General features: G+C 62.5%; 17 protein-coding genes. 6 read left to right on the forward strand and 11 right to left on the reverse strand.

The window, feature by feature from the left end; all coding sequences use genetic code 11:
* Nucleotides 1-78 precede the first annotated feature (78 nt).
* Entirely contained in the window at nt 79-216 is a 138-nt protein-coding gene (locus tag ACSJLU_RS11765) for an AcrZ family multidrug efflux pump-associated protein (RefSeq protein ID WP_016927779.1), read from the forward strand.
* Between the two features lie 39 nt (nt 217-255).
* On the opposite strand, the gene ACSJLU_RS11770 is transcribed toward ACSJLU_RS11765, so the two are convergent.
* The 6 genes from ACSJLU_RS11770 to ACSJLU_RS11795 form a co-directional block, all read right to left on the reverse strand.
* Nucleotides 256-1,017: an amino acid ABC transporter ATP-binding protein gene (locus ACSJLU_RS11770; RefSeq protein ID WP_025302789.1), complete on the reverse strand. Its 762-nt coding sequence runs from the start codon at nt 1,015-1,017 to the stop codon at nt 256-258.
* Nucleotides 1,014-1,919: an amino acid ABC transporter permease gene (locus ACSJLU_RS11775; protein WP_025302790.1), complete on the reverse strand. Its 906-nt coding sequence runs from the start codon at nt 1,917-1,919 to the stop codon at nt 1,014-1,016. The genes ACSJLU_RS11770 and ACSJLU_RS11775 overlap by 4 nt, the downstream gene beginning before the upstream one ends.
* Nucleotides 1,916-2,830: an ABC transporter substrate-binding protein gene (locus ACSJLU_RS11780; protein ID WP_380826918.1), complete on the reverse strand. Its 915-nt coding sequence runs from the start codon at nt 2,828-2,830 to the stop codon at nt 1,916-1,918. Before ACSJLU_RS11780 ends, ACSJLU_RS11775 begins: the two co-directional genes overlap by 4 nt.
* Nucleotides 2,831-2,847: 17 nt before the next feature.
* A complete protein-coding gene (locus ACSJLU_RS11785) occupies nt 2,848-4,185 on the reverse strand; it encodes an LLM class flavin-dependent oxidoreductase (RefSeq protein ID WP_060447190.1) in 1,338 nt (445 codons plus the stop codon).
* Between the two features lie 19 nt (nt 4,186-4,204).
* Nucleotides 4,205-5,509 (reverse strand): MmgE/PrpD family protein, encoded by a 1,305-nt coding sequence (locus ACSJLU_RS11790; protein ID WP_380826922.1) that lies wholly within the window; start codon nt 5,507-5,509, stop codon nt 4,205-4,207.
* A 225-nt stretch (nt 5,510-5,734) separates the two neighbouring features.
* Complete coding sequence (locus ACSJLU_RS11795) at nt 5,735-6,622, reverse strand: LysR family transcriptional regulator (RefSeq protein WP_342099722.1); 888 nt, start codon at nt 6,620-6,622, stop codon at nt 5,735-5,737.
* A 121-nt stretch (nt 6,623-6,743) separates the two neighbouring features.
* Here ACSJLU_RS11795 and ACSJLU_RS11800 point away from each other — a divergent pair, with 121 nt between their 5' ends.
* Nucleotides 6,744-7,901, forward strand: a complete 1,158-nt coding sequence (locus ACSJLU_RS11800) for a serine hydrolase (RefSeq protein WP_197770259.1) — start codon at nt 6,744-6,746, stop codon at nt 7,899-7,901.
* Nucleotides 7,901-9,118 carry an MFS transporter gene (locus ACSJLU_RS11805; protein WP_025302796.1) on the forward strand — a complete coding sequence of 406 codons (1,218 nt, stop codon included), beginning with the start codon at nt 7,901-7,903 and terminating at the stop codon, nt 9,116-9,118. Before ACSJLU_RS11800 ends, ACSJLU_RS11805 begins: the two co-directional genes overlap by 1 nt.
* On the opposite strand, the gene ACSJLU_RS11810 is transcribed toward ACSJLU_RS11805, so the two are convergent.
* The gene (locus ACSJLU_RS11810) at nt 9,045-9,920 is read right to left on the reverse strand and encodes an alpha/beta hydrolase (protein WP_049204058.1); all 876 of its coding nucleotides are present in this window, start codon (nt 9,918-9,920) and stop codon (nt 9,045-9,047) included. The genes ACSJLU_RS11805 and ACSJLU_RS11810 overlap by 74 nt on opposite strands.
* Before the next feature lie 152 nt (nt 9,921-10,072).
* Between ACSJLU_RS11810 and ACSJLU_RS11815 the strand changes: the two genes are divergently transcribed.
* From ACSJLU_RS11815 to ACSJLU_RS11825, 3 genes are all read left to right on the forward strand, one after another.
* Nucleotides 10,073-10,822 (forward strand): DeoR/GlpR family DNA-binding transcription regulator, encoded by a 750-nt coding sequence (locus tag ACSJLU_RS11815; protein ID WP_025302798.1) that lies wholly within the window; start codon nt 10,073-10,075, stop codon nt 10,820-10,822.
* A gap of 12 nt (nt 10,823-10,834) precedes the next feature.
* A complete protein-coding gene (locus ACSJLU_RS11820) occupies nt 10,835-11,902 on the forward strand; it encodes an oxidoreductase (protein WP_025302799.1) in 1,068 nt (355 codons plus the stop codon).
* A 113-nt stretch (nt 11,903-12,015) separates the two neighbouring features.
* Complete coding sequence (locus ACSJLU_RS11825) at nt 12,016-13,413, forward strand: MFS transporter (RefSeq protein WP_049204010.1); 1,398 nt, start codon at nt 12,016-12,018, stop codon at nt 13,411-13,413.
* Here ACSJLU_RS11825 and ACSJLU_RS11830 read toward each other — a convergent pair.
* The 4 genes from ACSJLU_RS11830 to ACSJLU_RS11845 all read right to left on the reverse strand — a co-directional run bounded on the left by ACSJLU_RS11830 (nt 13,398) and on the right by ACSJLU_RS11845 (nt 15,543).
* On the reverse strand, nt 13,398-13,937 hold the full coding sequence (locus ACSJLU_RS11830; protein ID WP_170311432.1) for a dihydrofolate reductase family protein: 540 nt from the start codon (nt 13,935-13,937) through the stop codon (nt 13,398-13,400). The two genes, ACSJLU_RS11825 and ACSJLU_RS11830, sit on opposite strands and share 16 nt — an antisense overlap.
* Nucleotides 13,937-14,338, reverse strand: coding sequence for a VOC family protein (locus ACSJLU_RS11835; protein ID WP_025302802.1), 402 nt, complete (start codon nt 14,336-14,338; stop codon nt 13,937-13,939). The genes ACSJLU_RS11830 and ACSJLU_RS11835 overlap by 1 nt, the downstream gene beginning before the upstream one ends.
* Before the next feature lie 141 nt (nt 14,339-14,479).
* Nucleotides 14,480-14,674, reverse strand: coding sequence for a ribbon-helix-helix protein, CopG family (locus ACSJLU_RS11840; protein WP_004928567.1), 195 nt, complete (start codon nt 14,672-14,674; stop codon nt 14,480-14,482).
* A gap of 80 nt (nt 14,675-14,754) precedes the next feature.
* Nucleotides 14,755-15,543: a spermidine synthase gene (locus tag ACSJLU_RS11845; protein WP_049204011.1), complete on the reverse strand. Its 789-nt coding sequence runs from the start codon at nt 15,541-15,543 to the stop codon at nt 14,755-14,757.
* Between the last annotated feature and the right edge of the window lie 8 nt (nt 15,544-15,551).

Below are 15,551 nucleotides of genomic sequence, written 5' to 3' on the forward strand. Positions count from 1 at the left end.
CCCACGATAATCGATCGATTGGCCGGAAACCTTTTCTTCCGGCGTAGATTCGCTGTGCTTATAAACCAGGAGAGAACGATGTTAGAAATGATTGAAAGCTTGGCCACCGTGGTGGTCCTGGTGCCGGTAATGGTGGCCGTCTTGCTCGGCGCGATTTACGGCCTGGGTGAAGTGTTCAACGTCTTTTCCGCTATCGGCAGAAAAAATAACGGCTGAATTTGAACGTCAGGGGACGCAACGCCCCCTGACGGAGGGTTACAATACCGTCGCCAGGAAGTTGCGCGTCCTCTCATGTCCCGGCGCATCCAGAACCTGCTGCACGCTGCCCGTTTCAACCACCTTTCCCTGATCCATAAAGACAATCTGGTCGGCCACTTCGCGTGCGAAGCCGATTTCGTGCGTGACCACCACCATGGTCATGCCCGAATGCGCCAAGTCTTTCATCACCTGCAGCACTTCGCCAACCAATTCAGGATCGAGGGCGGAGGTCGGTTCATCAAACAGCAACACCTGTGGGTTCATTGCCAGCGCGCGGGCGATGGCGACGCGCTGCTGCTGGCCGCCGGACAGTTCACGCGGCCAGGCGTTGATGCGATGTTCCAGCCCGACGCGGGTCAGCAGCTGTTTCGCCCGTTCCTGCACCTCGGCTTTTTTTTCCTTTTTCACCCGCAGCGGCGCGTCGCTGACGTTTTGCAACACGGTGCGGTGTGCAAACAAGTTGAACTGCTGAAATACCATGCCAATGCTTTTACGCTGTTCGGCCACCTCGGCTTCTTTCAGCTCGTACAGATGCCGGCCTTTTTGGCGATAGCCGATCAGCTGTTCGCCAACACGAATGGTGCCGCCGTCCAGCTTTTCCAGGTGGTTGATGCAGCGCAACAGGGTGGATTTTCCGGAGCCGGAAGGGCCGAGGATCACCGTTACCGAACCTGCCGGAATGGTCAGGCTGATGTTTTTCAACACGTCGGTGCCGGAAAAGGATTTCCGCACCCGGTTGATGTGGATAGATGCGCTCATTGTTCACCTCCCTGAGGGGCTTTGCGGTTGAGGAAGAACCGGCCGCTGCGCGTTGCCTGCGTGCCGCGGCCAAAATAGCGCTCCACGTAGTATTGACCAATCGACAGAATCGAAGTCATGGCCAGATACCACAGGGTGGCGACCAGCAGCAGCGGGATGACCTCGTAGGTGCGTTGGTAAATGATCTGCGCCGAATACAGCACGTCCTGCAGGGCAATCACCGACACCACCGCGGTGGTTTTCAACTGCCCGATCACCTCATTGCCCGCCGGCGGCAGGATGGTGCGCATCGCCTGCGGCAATACCACGCGCCACAGGATTTGCCCACGACGGTAGCCCAGTGCTTTGGCGGCTTCCAACTGGCCGCTGCCGACGCTTTGGATGCCTGCGCGCACGATCTCCGCCGCATAGGCCGACTGATGCATCACCAGCGCAATCACCGCGGCGCTGAAGGTGCTGATAAGGGTATTGGTCGGTGCGCTGGCGACTTCGCCCAGAAACGGGATCCACAAGCTGATGCGGGGATAAAGCGCGGCGATGTTGTACCACAGGAACAGCTGCACCAGCATCGGCACTGCACGGAAGAACCAGGTGTAGAACCAGCTTACCGCCACCAATACCGGATTGGCCGACAGGCGCATCAGCGCCAGCAGCACGCCGCCGGCGAAGCCGAACACCACCGAAATCACCGTCAGCTTCAGCGTCATGAGCACGCCGTTGAGGATGGACGCCTCGGTAAGATTTTCCGCCACCACCGACCATTCAAAGCGCGGGTTGTGCAGCATGGAATTGACGATAACGCCGACGATCAGCAGCACAACCAGGGCGCTGAGCCAGCGCCCGTAATGCCGGTGGCCAACGATGCTCAGTTCCGCGTCGTCGACAGGGTATTGCCCACTCATTTTGCGATCTCTTCATTGATGCCGGCGGTTTTCACGGCACCAAAACCGATATCCCAGCCGTCGAGGATTTTCTGGTAGCTGCCGTCGGCGATCAGCGAATTTAGCGCCGCCTGCACCGGTTTCACCAGTTCGGAGCCTTTCGGCAGGGCGATGGCCACCGTGGTACCGTCGATGTTGATATCACCGGCCAGCGTCAGCGGTTTGACGTGGGTGGCCTGGTAGCGCAGCCCTTCATACGGGCCGAAAAACATCGGCACGCGGCCGCTGATCACCGCCTGCACCCCGGCCGGACGGTCCGGGAAGATCGGCATGGTGATGGCCGGCTTGCCGGCGGCGACGCATTGATCGCTGGCCTGCTGCAGGCGGGTGATTTGCGAGGTACCTGCGCCGGCGCCGACGGTCTGGCCGCACAGCTGGGCCAGCTCGGTGTAAGGGCCAAGCGCAGCGTCTTTGCGGGCGATCAAGGCCAGTTTGGAAGCGTTGTAATAGCCGACGAAGTCCACCTGCTGGAAGCGCTTTTTGTTGGCGTCAATGTTGGCCAGCGCGACGTCATAACGGCCGGACTTCAGGCCGGGGATGATGTTGTCGAAACCGCCGGTGTCCTTCCAGTGGATCGCCACGCCCAGGCGATCGGCAATTGCGCTCATCACGTCGATTTCACGCCCGGCCAGCGTTTTGTTGTCCGCCTGGTAAAAGGTGGTCGGCGGGGTGTTCGGGTTGGTGCCGGCAACGATATAGCCGGCCTTTTTGATAGCGTCAGGCAGGTTGTCGTGCAGCGCCGGATCGGCGGCAGCTTTCACCGCCGCCTTGAAGGGAACATCGCCTTCAGCGGCATGACCGGCGGCCAACGGCGCCAGCGTGGAGGAAGCCAACAGCAGGGACAGTACGGTGCGTTTGAATGTGTTTTTCATCATGATTTCCCTGCGGATTAAGCCGATTTTACGTTAGCGAAGTTGATTGCCGGTTCCGGCAGGCCCAGGTTTTCACGCAGGGTTGCATGCTGATACTCTTCACGGAACAGGCCACGGCGGCGCAGCTCCGGGATCACCAGCTCGACGAACAGTTCCAGTTGGTTGGGCAACACCGCCGGCATGATGTTGAAGCCGTCTGCGCCTTGCTGTTCCAGCCACAGCTGGAAGTCGTCGGCGATCTCTGCGGCGGTGCCTACCACCACGCGGTGGCCACGCGAACCGGCCGCGACGGCCGCCAGCTCGCGCAGCGTCAGGTTTTCCCGCGCGGCCAGATCGGTCAGCAGTTTCACGCGGCTTTGGCCGCCTTCGGTGGCGCCCACGTTCGGCACCGGGCCGTCCAGCGGGTAATCGCTCAAATCGAAGCCAAAGCGCGCCGACAGCTGCTCAATGCCGTTATCGATATCCACCAGTTGATTCAGCTGATACCAGGTTTCCTGTGCTTCTTCTTTGGTACGGCCGACAATCGGCATCACACCTGGCAGGATCAGCAGGTGGTCCGGGTTGCGGCCGGCGTCGGCCACGTATTTTTTCTGGCTGCGGTAGAAAGCTTGTCCTTCTTCCAGGCTGGCGGCGGCGGTGAACACCACTTCGGCGGTTTCCGCCGCCAGCTGTTGGCCGGCCGGGGAAGAGCCGGCCTCAATGATCACTGGCCGCCCCTGCGGCGAGCGGGAAATATTCAGCGGGCCCTGCACCGAGAAATGCTTGCCCTTATGGTTGGCGGCGTGGATTTTCTCGTCGATAGCGTATACGCCATTTTGCTTATCGCGCACGATGGCGTCTTTTTCCCAGCCGTCCCACAGTTTGTAGCTGGCCTCGAGGAATTCCCGCGCCACTTCATAGCGTTCGGCGTGCGACGGCAGGTCTTCACGACTGAAATTGCGCGCCGCATCGCTGGAGAAAGAGGTCACCACGTTCCAGGCGGCGCGGCCGTGGCTGATATGGTCGATGGAGGCCATGGCGCGTGCCAGGTGGAAAGGTTGATCGAAAGTGGTGGAGGCGGTCGCCGCCAGCCCGATATGGCGGGTGTTAACCGCCAGCGCCGCCAGCAGCGTCAGCGGCTCCAGGCGTGACATCGTCGAGGGCAGGCGGTGCACGCTGGTGGCCAACGCGTCGCCGACGAAGAACATATCGAAGGTGCCTTCTTCGGCTTTTTTTGCGATCCAGGTGAACCAGTCGATATCGGTCGGTGAACCGCTGGCGCCTTGTGCGCGCCATCCTCCGATGTGGTGTCCCAGCGCCTGAACGAACAGGCCGAGACGGAGTTGGCGCGATGGTGTTAAAGGTGAAGTACTCATAATTATTCCTGTTTTATTATTAATTTAACAATGCAATCAGTCGCGGCAGCGCGCCAGGGGACATGAGGGCGCAGTCGCGGATAACGCTTTCGCCTTCGAGGCCCGGAAGCAGCTGCAGAATGGCGTGCAGCTTGGCGTCGAGGTCTGTCGGCCGGGCGGCGGTTTGCTTTCTTGTGACCACGTCACTTATTTGCCTTCCGTCCTGCAGCGTCAGGGTCAGGCGATGGAAGCGCATCTCCGGATCGAGCGCGTCCGGCGGGGCTGCGGGATCGACATGGCGCTCAACTTTTGCCGCCAGGGCGGCGATAGCCGCATCGACCGGCTGTTCGCCGTAATGCGTCAGCGGGACCTCGCCGTGGTATAGCGCATCGGCTATGACGTATTCGAGGCTAAAGCGCGCTTCCACACCGGTGGCCGGCTGGCGAATATAGGGTGCGGTATCTGCGCCGGGCGGAAAACTGACCTCAACCAGTGCGATCTCCGCAAGGGCGTCGCCTTGTTCCAGCAGCCGCGCGCGCAGGGCGAGCGCCGCCTCGGCCGCGCTGTGAGTGCCACCGCAGGTCGGGTACCGCTTGAACTCCAGCCCTGGTTGCAGGATGCGCCAGGGCGTGCCCCAGTCGGCGGTCAGGCATTCCGGTTTTTGCCGGCCGTCGCCGTGGGAAGTCAGCAGGCTGTCCAGCACGCCCTCCGGTTGGCCGATGAAACCGGCCTGAGCCAGCAGGGCGGCATTGACCGCGTTGCGTGCCGCCAGCCCTGCGTGCAGCGGTTTGGCCGCCGAACCGAACTGGCTGCGCAGGCCCGCCGCCTGCGTGGCCGCCAGGCCGAGAGCAATCTGCGTTTGCCGCTGGTCAAGCTGCAGATAACGCGCCACGGCGGCGCAGGCGGCGACCGCGCCCAGGGTGGCGGTGCTGTGAAAACCCAGCACGTAATGTTGCGTGCCAGCGGCCAATCCCAGCCGGCCAGCGGCCTCTACGCCGATGACATAGGCGGTTAATAGCTCAGTGACATTGTCACTCTCACCGTTCAGCGCCAGCAGGGCGGAGAGCACTACGGTGCTAGGATGGCCACGCAGCGCAGGATGGTAATCATCGAAGTCCAACGAGTGGCTGACATAGCCATAGCGCATTGCACGGTTCTCACTGCTGGTCGGCGGAAACGTCGTGCCGATCGCTGCCAGACCGGCATCGCTCAACGCCCCGCGGGCAATCGGCAATGCGCAGGCGAAGTAATCTTTCACGCCGCGGCGAGCGGCTGACAGGGCGGTTTGATCCGGCTGGCTGTTCAATATCAGATGAGCGAATTGGGCGGTTATCGATAATGACAAGGCGTTAACACCTGAATTTATAGATGGTTATGCACGAGTGCGGGGTGAAAGGTATTGTGTGGCGGTTTTCTTTGTCCCGAAAGAACGAACGGCGCTTCTATATCGCTGAATGGAATATCACGACGGCACTGCGCCGCCGTCAGGGCTGCTGGCAGGCGCGGCAGGCTGCGCTTTAGCTATTTTTGTGCAAAACAAAGCTGAATTTGTTCTAACACGGTAGAGGACTTAGGCTGAGAAAAGGCGAACGCTCATGATGTCGATAAATGCCCTGAGACGCGGTGTAAGATGTTTGCTTGAAGACCAGAGGATTTTGAGACTGCCACTGTGTCGGCATTGGTCGCCAAGCACGTGTTGGAGCCGCTGCTGCTCCAGCGCCTGTCGCACCGCGAAATCGGGCAGGCAGGCGATGCCCAGGCCCTGTTCCGCCAGGTAAATCAGCGTATCGACGGTGTTGCATACCGTGCGCTTGCCCAGGCCTTCGTCGAGCAGTTTATCTCCGCCCGCCACCGGCCAGGTCTCGACTTTGCCGGTGGTGGGGAATCTGTATAACAGGCAGGCGTGATCGCGCAGTTCTGCCGGCTGGCGGGGTATTCCCGCCCGGCGCAGATAGTCCGGCGCCGCCACCAGCTGTAGGTGAAACGTGCCCAGTTGGCGGCTCATTAAGCGAGAGTCCTCGGTATCGCCCACGCGGATCACCGCATCGAACCCTTCTTCAATCACCGCGACTCGACGGTCGGAAAAATCGGTTTCCAGCTCAATCTCCGGGTAACGCCGAACAAATTCCGCCAGCACCGGATTCAGCAGGCCGCCCACCAGCGGCAAACTGACACGCAGCTTGCCGCGCGGCGCGCTGTGCGTATCGCTGATTTCCCGTTCCGCCGCCGCCAATTCATCCAGAATGCGCTGGCAACGGTGCAGAAACAGCCGGCCTTCGGCGGTCAGGGTCATGCTGCGCGTGCTGCGGTGAAACAGGCGCGTGCCCAGCCGGTTTTCCAGGCGGGCGATGCTTTTCCCCACCGCGGAAGCGGAAATGCCGAGCACGCGCCCGGCCTCAACGAAACTCAGCGTCTCCGCGGTCTGCACAAAGACGCTCACCCCAGACAGATTATCCATTGCTTGCCCCATTACGGACGTGAGTGTCCGCTATGAAAGGAAATCTAGCCTGTTTTTTCGTTAATCGCCACGCCCTATGCTCGGTGGCGACAGCATGGGCTGACTACCTGGGGTAATAAAGATGAATGAATACGGATCCACCGCCAACGCGATTGACGGCGCGATAGAGAAAGCCTTACGCGAAAAACGATTGGTTGGTGTGGTCGTTTTGGTGGCGCAGGGCGGTGAAATCGTTTATCGACGCGCGGCGGGCATGGCGGATCGCGAAGCCGGCCGGCCGATGGCGCTCAATACGCTGTTTCGTCTGGCCTCGGTGTCCAAACCGATCGTGTCCACGGCGGCGCTGGCGTTGATGGCGCAAGGCGCCGTGCGGTTAGACGATCCGATCACGCGTTGGCTACCGAATTTTCGTCCGCGACTGGCGGATGGCACCCAACCGTTGATGACGTTATGGCATTTGATGACCCACACCGCCGGATTAAGCTACCGATTTTTCCAGCCGGAAGGGGGATTCTACGCTCAGTCGGCGGTCTCCGACGGTATGGATGACGCGTCCGTCAGCCTGCAGGAAAACGTGCGGCGTATTGCCTGCGCCCCTTTGCTGGCTCCGCCCGGCGCGGCGTGGCGCTATTCTATCGCCACCGATGTGTTGGGCGCGGTTATTGAACAGGCGAGCGGCCTGCCGCTGGCGCAGGCAGTAAAAAAATGGGTGACCGGGCCGCTGGCGATGACGGATACCGACTTCCTGGCGGTGGACGCCGCGCGCCTGGCGGCCGCTTACGCCGACCATCCCGGTGGGCCACGCCGCCTGCGCCAACCGGATCGTTTACCGTTCATCGATGGCAGCGCCGGTTTTCTTCTGTCGCCGGCGCGAGCCTTGGATCCGCAGGCTTACGCTTCAGGCGGCGCCGGTATGGTCGGATCGGCCGAGGATTTCCTGCGCTTGCTGGAAGCGTTGCGCCAGGGAGGAAAGCCGGTACTGCCAACCGAGTGGGTGACGGCGCTGTCCACCAACCAAATCGGCGATTTAACGATGCCGTTTTGGCCAGGGCGCGGGTTTGGCCTGGGCATCACCGTGCTGAAAGATCCCGTCGCCGCACAAACGCCGGAGTCCGTAGGCAGCTGGCGGATGGGGGGCACCTATGGCCACTCGTGGTTCGTCGATCCTGCCCGACAGCTCAGCGTGGTGGCGTTTACCAACACGGCGCTGGAGGGGATGTCCGGCGCCTTTGTCGGCGAGATTTGTCAGGCGGTTTATGCCGCGACGGGAGCGAGGTGATGGGTCTGATGCCACCGATTTTCTTCCTCGCGCTGGGGCTGTTCGGCGTTTACTGCATCGAGTTCGGCGTGGTGGGCATTTTGCCGCTGATCATTGCACGGTATGGCATCTCCACGGCGCAGGCAGGCTGGCTGGTCGGGATCTTCGCCCTGACCATTGCGCTGCTCGGGCCGCTGTTGGTGCTGTTGGCGTCGCAATTCAATCGCAAACGCATGTTGTTGATCGCGTTGACCGTGTTTGCGGCGGCCAGCGCGCTGTCCGCCCAGGTGGACAGCTTCTCCATGCTCATGCTGCTGCGCATTGTGCCGGCGTTGTTTCATCCGATCTATTTTTCACTGGCCATGGTGGCGGCCGCGGCGCTTTATCCGCCGCATCAAGCTACCAAAGCAACCGCTTATGCGTTCATCGGCACCAGCATGGGCATGGTGCTGGGGATACCGCTGACGCAATGGATCGCCGGACAGTTCAGCTATGAAGCGTCGTTCAGGTTCTGTGCCTGGGTGAACCTTCTGGCGGCGCTGGGATTGCTGTGGCGTTTGCCTGATGCGGCCGTACAGCGCCTCAGCTATGGCAAACAGTTGGCGATACTGCGCAGCGGTACGCTGTGGCTGAATATCACTACCTGCGTGCTGATCTTTGCCGCCATGTTTGCCGTCTATGCTTACGCGGCCGAGTACCTCAGCCGCGAAATCGGTCTCAGCGGCGGCGTCATCGGCTTTCTTCTGGTGGCGTTCGGTGTGGGCGGTGTCGTGGGCAACCTGTTGGCCGGCAGATGGCTGAGCCGCCATCGTGCGGTGACGGTGCTGCTGCATCCGATAGCCTTGATTGCGGCTTATGCGCTGCTGTATCGCTATGGCAGCGTGAATATTGGCTCGATGACGGCGCTTTGCCTGTATTGGGGAGCGGCGCACACCAGCGGTTTGATTGTCACGCAGATTTGGCTGACCTCCGAAGCCCCGCAAGCGCCGGCGTTCGCCACCGGGCTGTATATCGCCTTTATCAATCTGGGCGTGGCGCTGGGCTCGCTGGCGGGCGGCGGGTTTATTACCGCGTGGGGGCTACAGGGCAGCCTGCTGTGCGGAGCCTTGTTCGCCGCGCTGGCGGTGATTACGATCGCCGCCAGGCTGCGGTTGCAGCGGCAGGCTACCGTTGCGTTGCGTCGATCATCGCCATCACCTGCCGGAACATCGCGCTTTCCGCATCCGCCAGCTCGTTGACCAGCGTAAAGTGATTGCAGTGACGGTCGGCCAGCAGCTGGACGTCGAGGCCATGCGCCAGGCAAGCGTCATAATAGGCCTGCGTCTGGTTTTTGAAACCTTGCGTTTCCCGCTGGCCGACGTCGAGCAGGATCTGCGGCGCATGGTCTTTCGCCGGCAGTAAAAACAGCGGGCTGAGGGTTTGCGCCTGCTCGGGCGTCAGGTGCAACCAGTCGTTGATGTAGATATCGCACAGCGGGCGCAGATCGTAGAGGCCGCTCAGCGCCAGCGCGCCTTTGATCGCGTCGGGCGGCAGGCGATAGCGTTGCTGCCAGCCGTCGGCGATCAGCATGCCGCACAGGTGGCCGCCGGCCGAACTGCCGCTGACGAAAATGCGCGCCGGATCGATGCCGAACGGCGCCCCGTGATGATAGAGCCAGGCGACGGCGCTGCGCACCTCATGTACGATCTCCGCGAGCGTCGCTTCCGGCGCCAGCGTGTATTCCAGCGTGGCGACCGCCACGCCGCGGCGAGCAAACGCGGCGGCCATCGAACAGGCTTCCTCTTTGCGCTGTGAATGCCAATAGCCGCCATGAATAAAGATCAGCAGCGGGGCGGGTTGTGCGCTGGCCGGGAACAGGTCGAGGCGCTCGGCGGCGCTCATGCCGTAGCGCAGATCGTAAATGCCCGGCGTCTGGGCCTTGGCGCGCTGGGCCAGCGCGGCGTATTCCGCCATGCAGGCGTCAAAATCCTCCACCGAAGCGCGGGCATTGTATTGCACGGCGCGTGCGTTCAGGTGTTCAAACGTCAGATCGATGTTCATGCGTTTCTCCGGATTGTTATGCGTTATGTCTTCATCATCATCGTCCCACAGGCGAAAAGATGTTTGATCGCCGGTGCGCACAATTGCGGCTTCTCCATTGCTGTTATCTGCTGTATATTGCTGTTTTATGCTTTTTACGGCGGAATAAGCCCATGCACAAAGCGGCACGACAGCGCCATTTACTGGATTTGCTCAGCGAACGCGGGCAGGCGGCGGTGGCGGAATTGGCCGGCGCCATCGGCGTTTCGGTCGATACCGTGCGCCGCGATCTGGCCGATCTCGAGCGGCAAGGGTTGGCGCAGAAAAATCACGGCGGGGCGATCGCGCTCGAACCGTCCGGCATGCCACGTCAGGCGCGCGCGGCGCTGTTGCCGCAGATCAAGCAGCGGCTCGGCCGCGCGGTGGCTGCGCAGATCCCGCCCGGCAGCACCCTGATGCTGGATGCGGGCAGTACGCTGTTGGCGGTGGCGCAGGCGTTGCGCGGCCCGGCGACGGTGATCACCGCTTCGCTGGATATCGCGCAGTGCCTGAGCGACAGGCCGGAGATTAACCTGATCCTGCTTGGCGGCCAGTGGGATGTGCGTCAGCGGCTATTTGCCGGCAGCGCCACGCTGGCGTTGCTGGCGCGCTACCGCGCGGACATCGCCTTGCTGGGCGCCTGTGCGGTGCATCCCCAGCTGGGACTGAGCGCCGGCGAAGAGGCCGATGCAGAGGTCAAACGCGCCATGTTGGCCAACAGCGGCGAGCGCTGGCTGGTGGCCGACCATATGAAACTGGACCGCTGCGAGCCGCATCACGTTGCGGATTTGGCGCAGATCCAACGTCTGTTTACCGATCGCCCGTGGGACAACCTGGACGAACAATCATTGATTGAACTTTGTGTCGTCGCCGACGACCGCTAGAGGAGAACACTGATGAACGATACTGCTCGACCGTTGCAGGTGGCGCTGATTGGCTACGGCTTTGTCGGCAAGGCGTTTCACGCGCCGCTGATTAACGCGGTGCCGGGGCTGGAACTGAGCGTGGTGGCTTCGCGCGATGCCGCCAAGGTGCATGCCGATCTGCCGCACGTGCAGGTGATCGCCGATCCGCTGGAGGCCATCCGCCGGCCGGAGGTGGATTTGGTGGTGATCGCATCGCCGAACGACACCCATGCGCCGCTGGCGCTGGCCGCACTGGAGGCGGGCAAGCACGTGGTGGTGGATAAGCCGTTTACGCTGGATTTGGCGCAGGCGCGTACGCTGATTGCGGCGGCGGAAAAACACGATCGCCTGTTGTCGGTATTCCAGAACCGCCGCTGGGACAGCGATTTCCTGGGCGTGAAGCAGGTGATCGAACAGGGGCTGATCGGCAAGGTGACGCACTTTGAGTCGCACATCGATCGTTACCGCCCAGAAGTGCGGGTGCGCTGGCGCGAGCAGAACCTGCCGGGCAGCGGGCTGTGGTTTGATCTGGGGCCACACATGGTCGATCAGGCGCTGCAGCTGTTCGGTTTACCGCACAGCGTGCAGGCCAACATCGCTACGCTGCGCCCCAACGCGCAGATTAACGACTGGGCCCACGTGGTGCTCAACTACCCGACGCACCGCGTGATCCTGCACGGCAGCATGCTGGTGGCGGGCGGCGTCTCACGCTTTACCGTGCACGGCGAGAAAGGCAGCGTGGTCAAAGCGCGCGCCGACGGGCAGGAGAGCCAACTGCTGGCTGGCGTGACGCCGGGCTCGGCGGAGTGGGGCAAAGACGACGATGCGATGAGCCTGTTTATCGGCACGGAGCCGGTGCGTACGCTGCCGACGCCGGATGGCGACCAGCGTCAATATTACGTCCAGGTGCGCGACGCGCTGCGCGGCGCCGGCAGCAATCCGGTTACCGCACCGCAGGCGCTGGCGGTAATGGCGGTGCTGGAGGCGGCCACCCTGGCGGCGGAAACCGGTGTGACTCAGCCGTTGCCGCTCACCGAGGCGGAAATCGCCGCCTGGTAACGGCTCGCGTCAGATAAGGCGTCAGGCGCATGGATACAGTGCACACCGTGCGTCTTCCGCCATCCTACCTCCTGACATAGGCTAATCCTCAGTCTATGTCAGGAGTGCTTATCATGTTATCCCATCCTTCGCCGCAGGGCGTCCGCGGCATACTGGCCGCACTGTCTTTGAGCATGCTGCTGTCATCGCTCGGCATCAGCATCGCCAATGTCGGGCTGCCGGCGCTCGCCACCGCGTTCCATGCCTCGTTCCAAGCGGTGCAGTGGGTATTGCTCTGTTATTTGCTGGCCGTCACCACCTGCATCATCGGCATCGGCCGCTTGGGCGACAGCCTCAATCGCCGCCGCCTGCTGCTGGCGGGCATCGCGCTGTTTACCGCCGCTTCGTTGGCTTGTGCGTTGGCTCCGCAGCTTTGGCTGCTGCTGGCGGCGCGCCTGGCGCAGGGGCTGGGGGGCGCAGTCATGATGTCAATCGCCATGGCGCTGGCGGGCGAGGCGCTGGGCACGGAAAAAATCGGCCGCGCGATGGGGCTGCTCGGCACTATGTCGGCCGTGGGCACCGCGCTGGGGCCGTCGTTGGGCGGCGCGCTGATCGTCGGTTTCGGCTGGCGGGCGATGTTCCTGATCAACCTGCCGCTGGGGCTGCTGGCGCTGTGGCTCGCCTGGCGATACTTGCCGAATGGGCCGCGCGCGGCAGCGCCCCCGGAACCGTTCGATCGCGCCGGTACGCTGCTGCTGGGCGGCGCATTGCTCTGCTATTCACTGGCGATGACCCTTGGGCGCGGCAATTTTGGCGCGCTCAACCTGGCGTTGATGCTGGGGGCGCTGTTGGCGGGGGCGCTGTTCATCGGTGTGGAACGCCGCGCCGTATCGCCGCTGTTGGCGCCGACGCTGTTCCGCCATCCGGCCCTGACGGCGGGGCTGGCGGCCAGCGCGCTGGTGATGACGGTGATGACCGCCACGCTGGTGGTCGGGCCGTTCTATCTGTCACGCGCGCTGGGGTTAAGCGCTGCGCAGGTCGGGCTGGTGATGTCGGCGGGGCCGGCGGTGGCGATCCTGACCGGCATACCGGCCGGTTATCTGGTGGATCGTTTTGGCTCGCAGCGCATCGCCCAGTTTGGGCTGGCGGCGGTGGCCGCCGGGGCGGCATTGCTGTCGTTGCTTAACCGCTGGGGCGTGCTCGGCTATATCGCCCCCATCGCGCTGCTGACCGCCGGCTATGCGCTGTTTCAGGTGGCCAACAACACCATGCTGATGAAGGATCTGTTTCCTGAACGGCGCGGACTGATCGCCGGCATGGTGAACCTGGCGCGCAATCTCGGGGCGATCACCGGCGCTTCGGCGATGGGGGCGCTGTTTTATCTGGCTTCGCAGCAGGTGGCGGGTACTGCGGCGGCGGCCGCGGTTGACGGCATGCGGGTGACTTACGGCGTGGCGGCGCTGTTGGCGCTGGCTGCGTTGCTCATCGCCTTCGGCGGCCGCCGACGGATGCTGCGTTACGATGCGCGCTGAACCGCGTAGCGTTCTTGCACGAAACCATTGTCCGACTGGGTGACGGCGAGCAGGCGCAGGCGTTGCTCCGGGCCATCGGCACCGAACAAGGGAATGCCGCCACCCAGCAGCAGCGGCACGCGGGTAATCGTCAGTTCGTCGATCAATCCGGCCTGCAAGAAACGCTGTACGGTCTGGCCGCCGTCGATATACAGGTGACCGCAGCCTTGCTCGGCCAACTGTGCCACGATGGCCGCCGGTTCGCCATTCATCCAGCGAACGTGGCCTGTCTCGTGCGGCGAGGGCGGCTGCGTCGACAGCACCACCACCGGCAGGTCACCATAGGGCCATTCGGGAAAGGCGCGGACTTTTTCATAGGTATGGCGCCCCATTACCAGTGCGTCGATGTCGGCGATAAATGCCTCATAACTCAGGCCGTTTAGCAACGAAACCGCGTACTCGGGGCGCAGCAGCCAGTCGATGTCGCCGTCCGCGCCGGCGATGAATCCGTCTACGCTGGTGGCGATATAAACCGAACATTTCATCAGGCGAGATCTCCCCGGTACACCACATGGACCTTGTTGCCGTCGGGGTCGCGCAGGTAAGCGCCGTAATAGCCCTTGCCGTAATGCGCGCGTTCGCCGGGCTCGCCTTCACTGCTGCCGCCCGCCAGCAGGCCAGCAGCGTAGGCGCGTTTAACCTCCAGCTCATCGGCGGCGAGAAAGGCCAGCATGCTGCCGTTGCCAGCGCTGGCTGGCTGCCTGTCGAAGGGTTGGTAAGCATAGAAACGCGGCAGCGTTTGGCCCGGCTTCACCCAGCAGCGGGCAGCGGGACCGCCGTCCGGCGTCACTTCCCGCCGCTGTAATCCCAGCGGCAACAGAATGGCGTCGTAGAAGGCGGCGGCGGCGTCCAGATCGCTGACGCCGACGGTAATATGGCTGAACATGGCGCTTCCTTTCCGAAGAGAGAGTATGAACGCAAACAGTAGCAGCGATATTGCAGAATGGACAGACCGTAAAGGAGGATTCGGATTAGGGACGCGCGCAGGAGCAACGCGCGCTTCACAGTAGGCGGAACAGGCAGCCGCTCAATTGCTTTCGACGCGTGGATTGGCGTGAGTCGGCTGGCTGGGATAGTCAACCTGATGCTTGTGCAGATAATCGCGGATCAGCTGGCGTACCACCTGGGAAGGAGTGACGTCCTGCTGTAGACACAGTTCTTCCAGAGCTTTCTTCTTGTCCGGGTCAATCAGCACCGTTAGCCGCGCCGTTTTCTTTTCCATCAGGATCCTCCAGAGAATGATAACTGAATGATAATACCACGTGGGCGAAGCGGCCAGCCAGACCGCGTCGCCGCTCGTCTTTAGCGGAAATGCAGCCGCTCTATTTTGCGTGACAGGTAGCCGAGTTCGCAGTTGAACAGCTCGCCGCTGCCGGCGGCCAGGTTGCGCAGCGCGCTCAGCGGCAATGTCACCTGGGCCGGCGTGGCGTAAATGATCACGTTGCCGCTGGGGGCGACGCAAAACAATACGGTGCCGAATATCCGGTGCAGGCTGTGGTACAGCAGGCTGTTTTCGTCGGGCAGATCGTGGTAATTCAGCACCAGCCAGCCCCCGTCGTTCAGCCGCGCGGCGCAGTTTTCCAGGAATGTCTGGGTGCCTTGCTGCGGATCCATGGCGAACGCCGAATAGAGATCGGAGAAGATCAGATCGTAACGCGTCTCGGCGGGCGGGCGCACAAAGTCCATGGCGTCGGCGGTGCGCAGGCTGATGGTGTCGGTGGCCGGCAGCGTAAAATAGCGGCGTGCGACGGCGATCACCGCAGCGCGCAGCTCGACGACGTCGAGGCGCATCGCCGGATCGAGCGCGTGCAGCGCACGCAGCAAGCTGCCGCCGCCCAACCCCAAAATCAACGCCGAGGCCGGCGGCTGCCAGGCCACCGCCATCAGCATCGCTTTGATGTAGTTGTGGATCGGCTGCGCGGGGTTGCTGAGGCTCATCTTGCTCTGTTCGCAGATGCCGTCAAACCGCAGCGTGCGGTAGTCCTTGTGGTCGGAAACGATGATTTCGCCCCAGGCGTCGGTTTCGCGAGCGATCACCTGGCCGCGCGGAGAGAAATCAAGGGTTTTGAGTAAGCTGTCAACCAGAGACATGGTATTCG

This window comes from Serratia bockelmannii (assembly GCF_051803255.1).
GTDB classification, from domain to species: domain Bacteria; phylum Pseudomonadota; class Gammaproteobacteria; order Enterobacterales; family Enterobacteriaceae; genus Serratia; species Serratia bockelmannii.

Coding starts and splice junctions, on each gene's coding strand:
- ACSJLU_RS11765 (WP_016927779.1), top strand. CDS start 79: ATGTTAGAAATGATTGAAAGCTTGGCCACCGTGGTGGTCCTGGTGCCG.
- ACSJLU_RS11770 (WP_025302789.1), bottom strand. CDS start 1,017: ATGAGCGCATCTATCCACATCAACCGGGTGCGGAAATCCTTTTCCGGC.
- ACSJLU_RS11775 (WP_025302790.1), bottom strand. CDS start 1,919: ATGAGTGGGCAATACCCTGTCGACGACGCGGAACTGAGCATCGTTGGC.
- ACSJLU_RS11780 (WP_380826918.1), bottom strand. CDS start 2,830: ATGAAAAACACATTCAAACGCACCGTACTGTCCCTGCTGTTGGCTTCC.
- ACSJLU_RS11785 (WP_060447190.1), bottom strand. CDS start 4,185: ATGAGTACTTCACCTTTAACACCATCGCGCCAACTCCGTCTCGGCCTG.
- ACSJLU_RS11795 (WP_342099722.1), bottom strand. CDS start 6,622: ATGGATAATCTGTCTGGGGTGAGCGTCTTTGTGCAGACCGCGGAGACG.
- ACSJLU_RS11800 (WP_197770259.1), top strand. CDS start 6,744: ATGAATGAATACGGATCCACCGCCAACGCGATTGACGGCGCGATAGAG.
- ACSJLU_RS11805 (WP_025302796.1), top strand. CDS start 7,901: ATGGGTCTGATGCCACCGATTTTCTTCCTCGCGCTGGGGCTGTTCGGC.
- ACSJLU_RS11810 (WP_049204058.1), bottom strand. CDS start 9,920: ATGAACATCGATCTGACGTTTGAACACCTGAACGCACGCGCCGTGCAA.
- ACSJLU_RS11815 (WP_025302798.1), top strand. CDS start 10,073: ATGCACAAAGCGGCACGACAGCGCCATTTACTGGATTTGCTCAGCGAA.
- ACSJLU_RS11820 (WP_025302799.1), top strand. CDS start 10,835: ATGAACGATACTGCTCGACCGTTGCAGGTGGCGCTGATTGGCTACGGC.
- ACSJLU_RS11825 (WP_049204010.1), top strand. CDS start 12,016: ATGTTATCCCATCCTTCGCCGCAGGGCGTCCGCGGCATACTGGCCGCA.
- ACSJLU_RS11830 (WP_170311432.1), bottom strand. CDS start 13,937: ATGAAATGTTCGGTTTATATCGCCACCAGCGTAGACGGATTCATCGCC.
- ACSJLU_RS11835 (WP_025302802.1), bottom strand. CDS start 14,338: ATGTTCAGCCATATTACCGTCGGCGTCAGCGATCTGGACGCCGCCGCC.
- ACSJLU_RS11840 (WP_004928567.1), bottom strand. CDS start 14,674: ATGGAAAAGAAAACGGCGCGGCTAACGGTGCTGATTGACCCGGACAAG.
- ACSJLU_RS11845 (WP_049204011.1), bottom strand. CDS start 15,543: ATGTCTCTGGTTGACAGCTTACTCAAAACCCTTGATTTCTCTCCGCGC.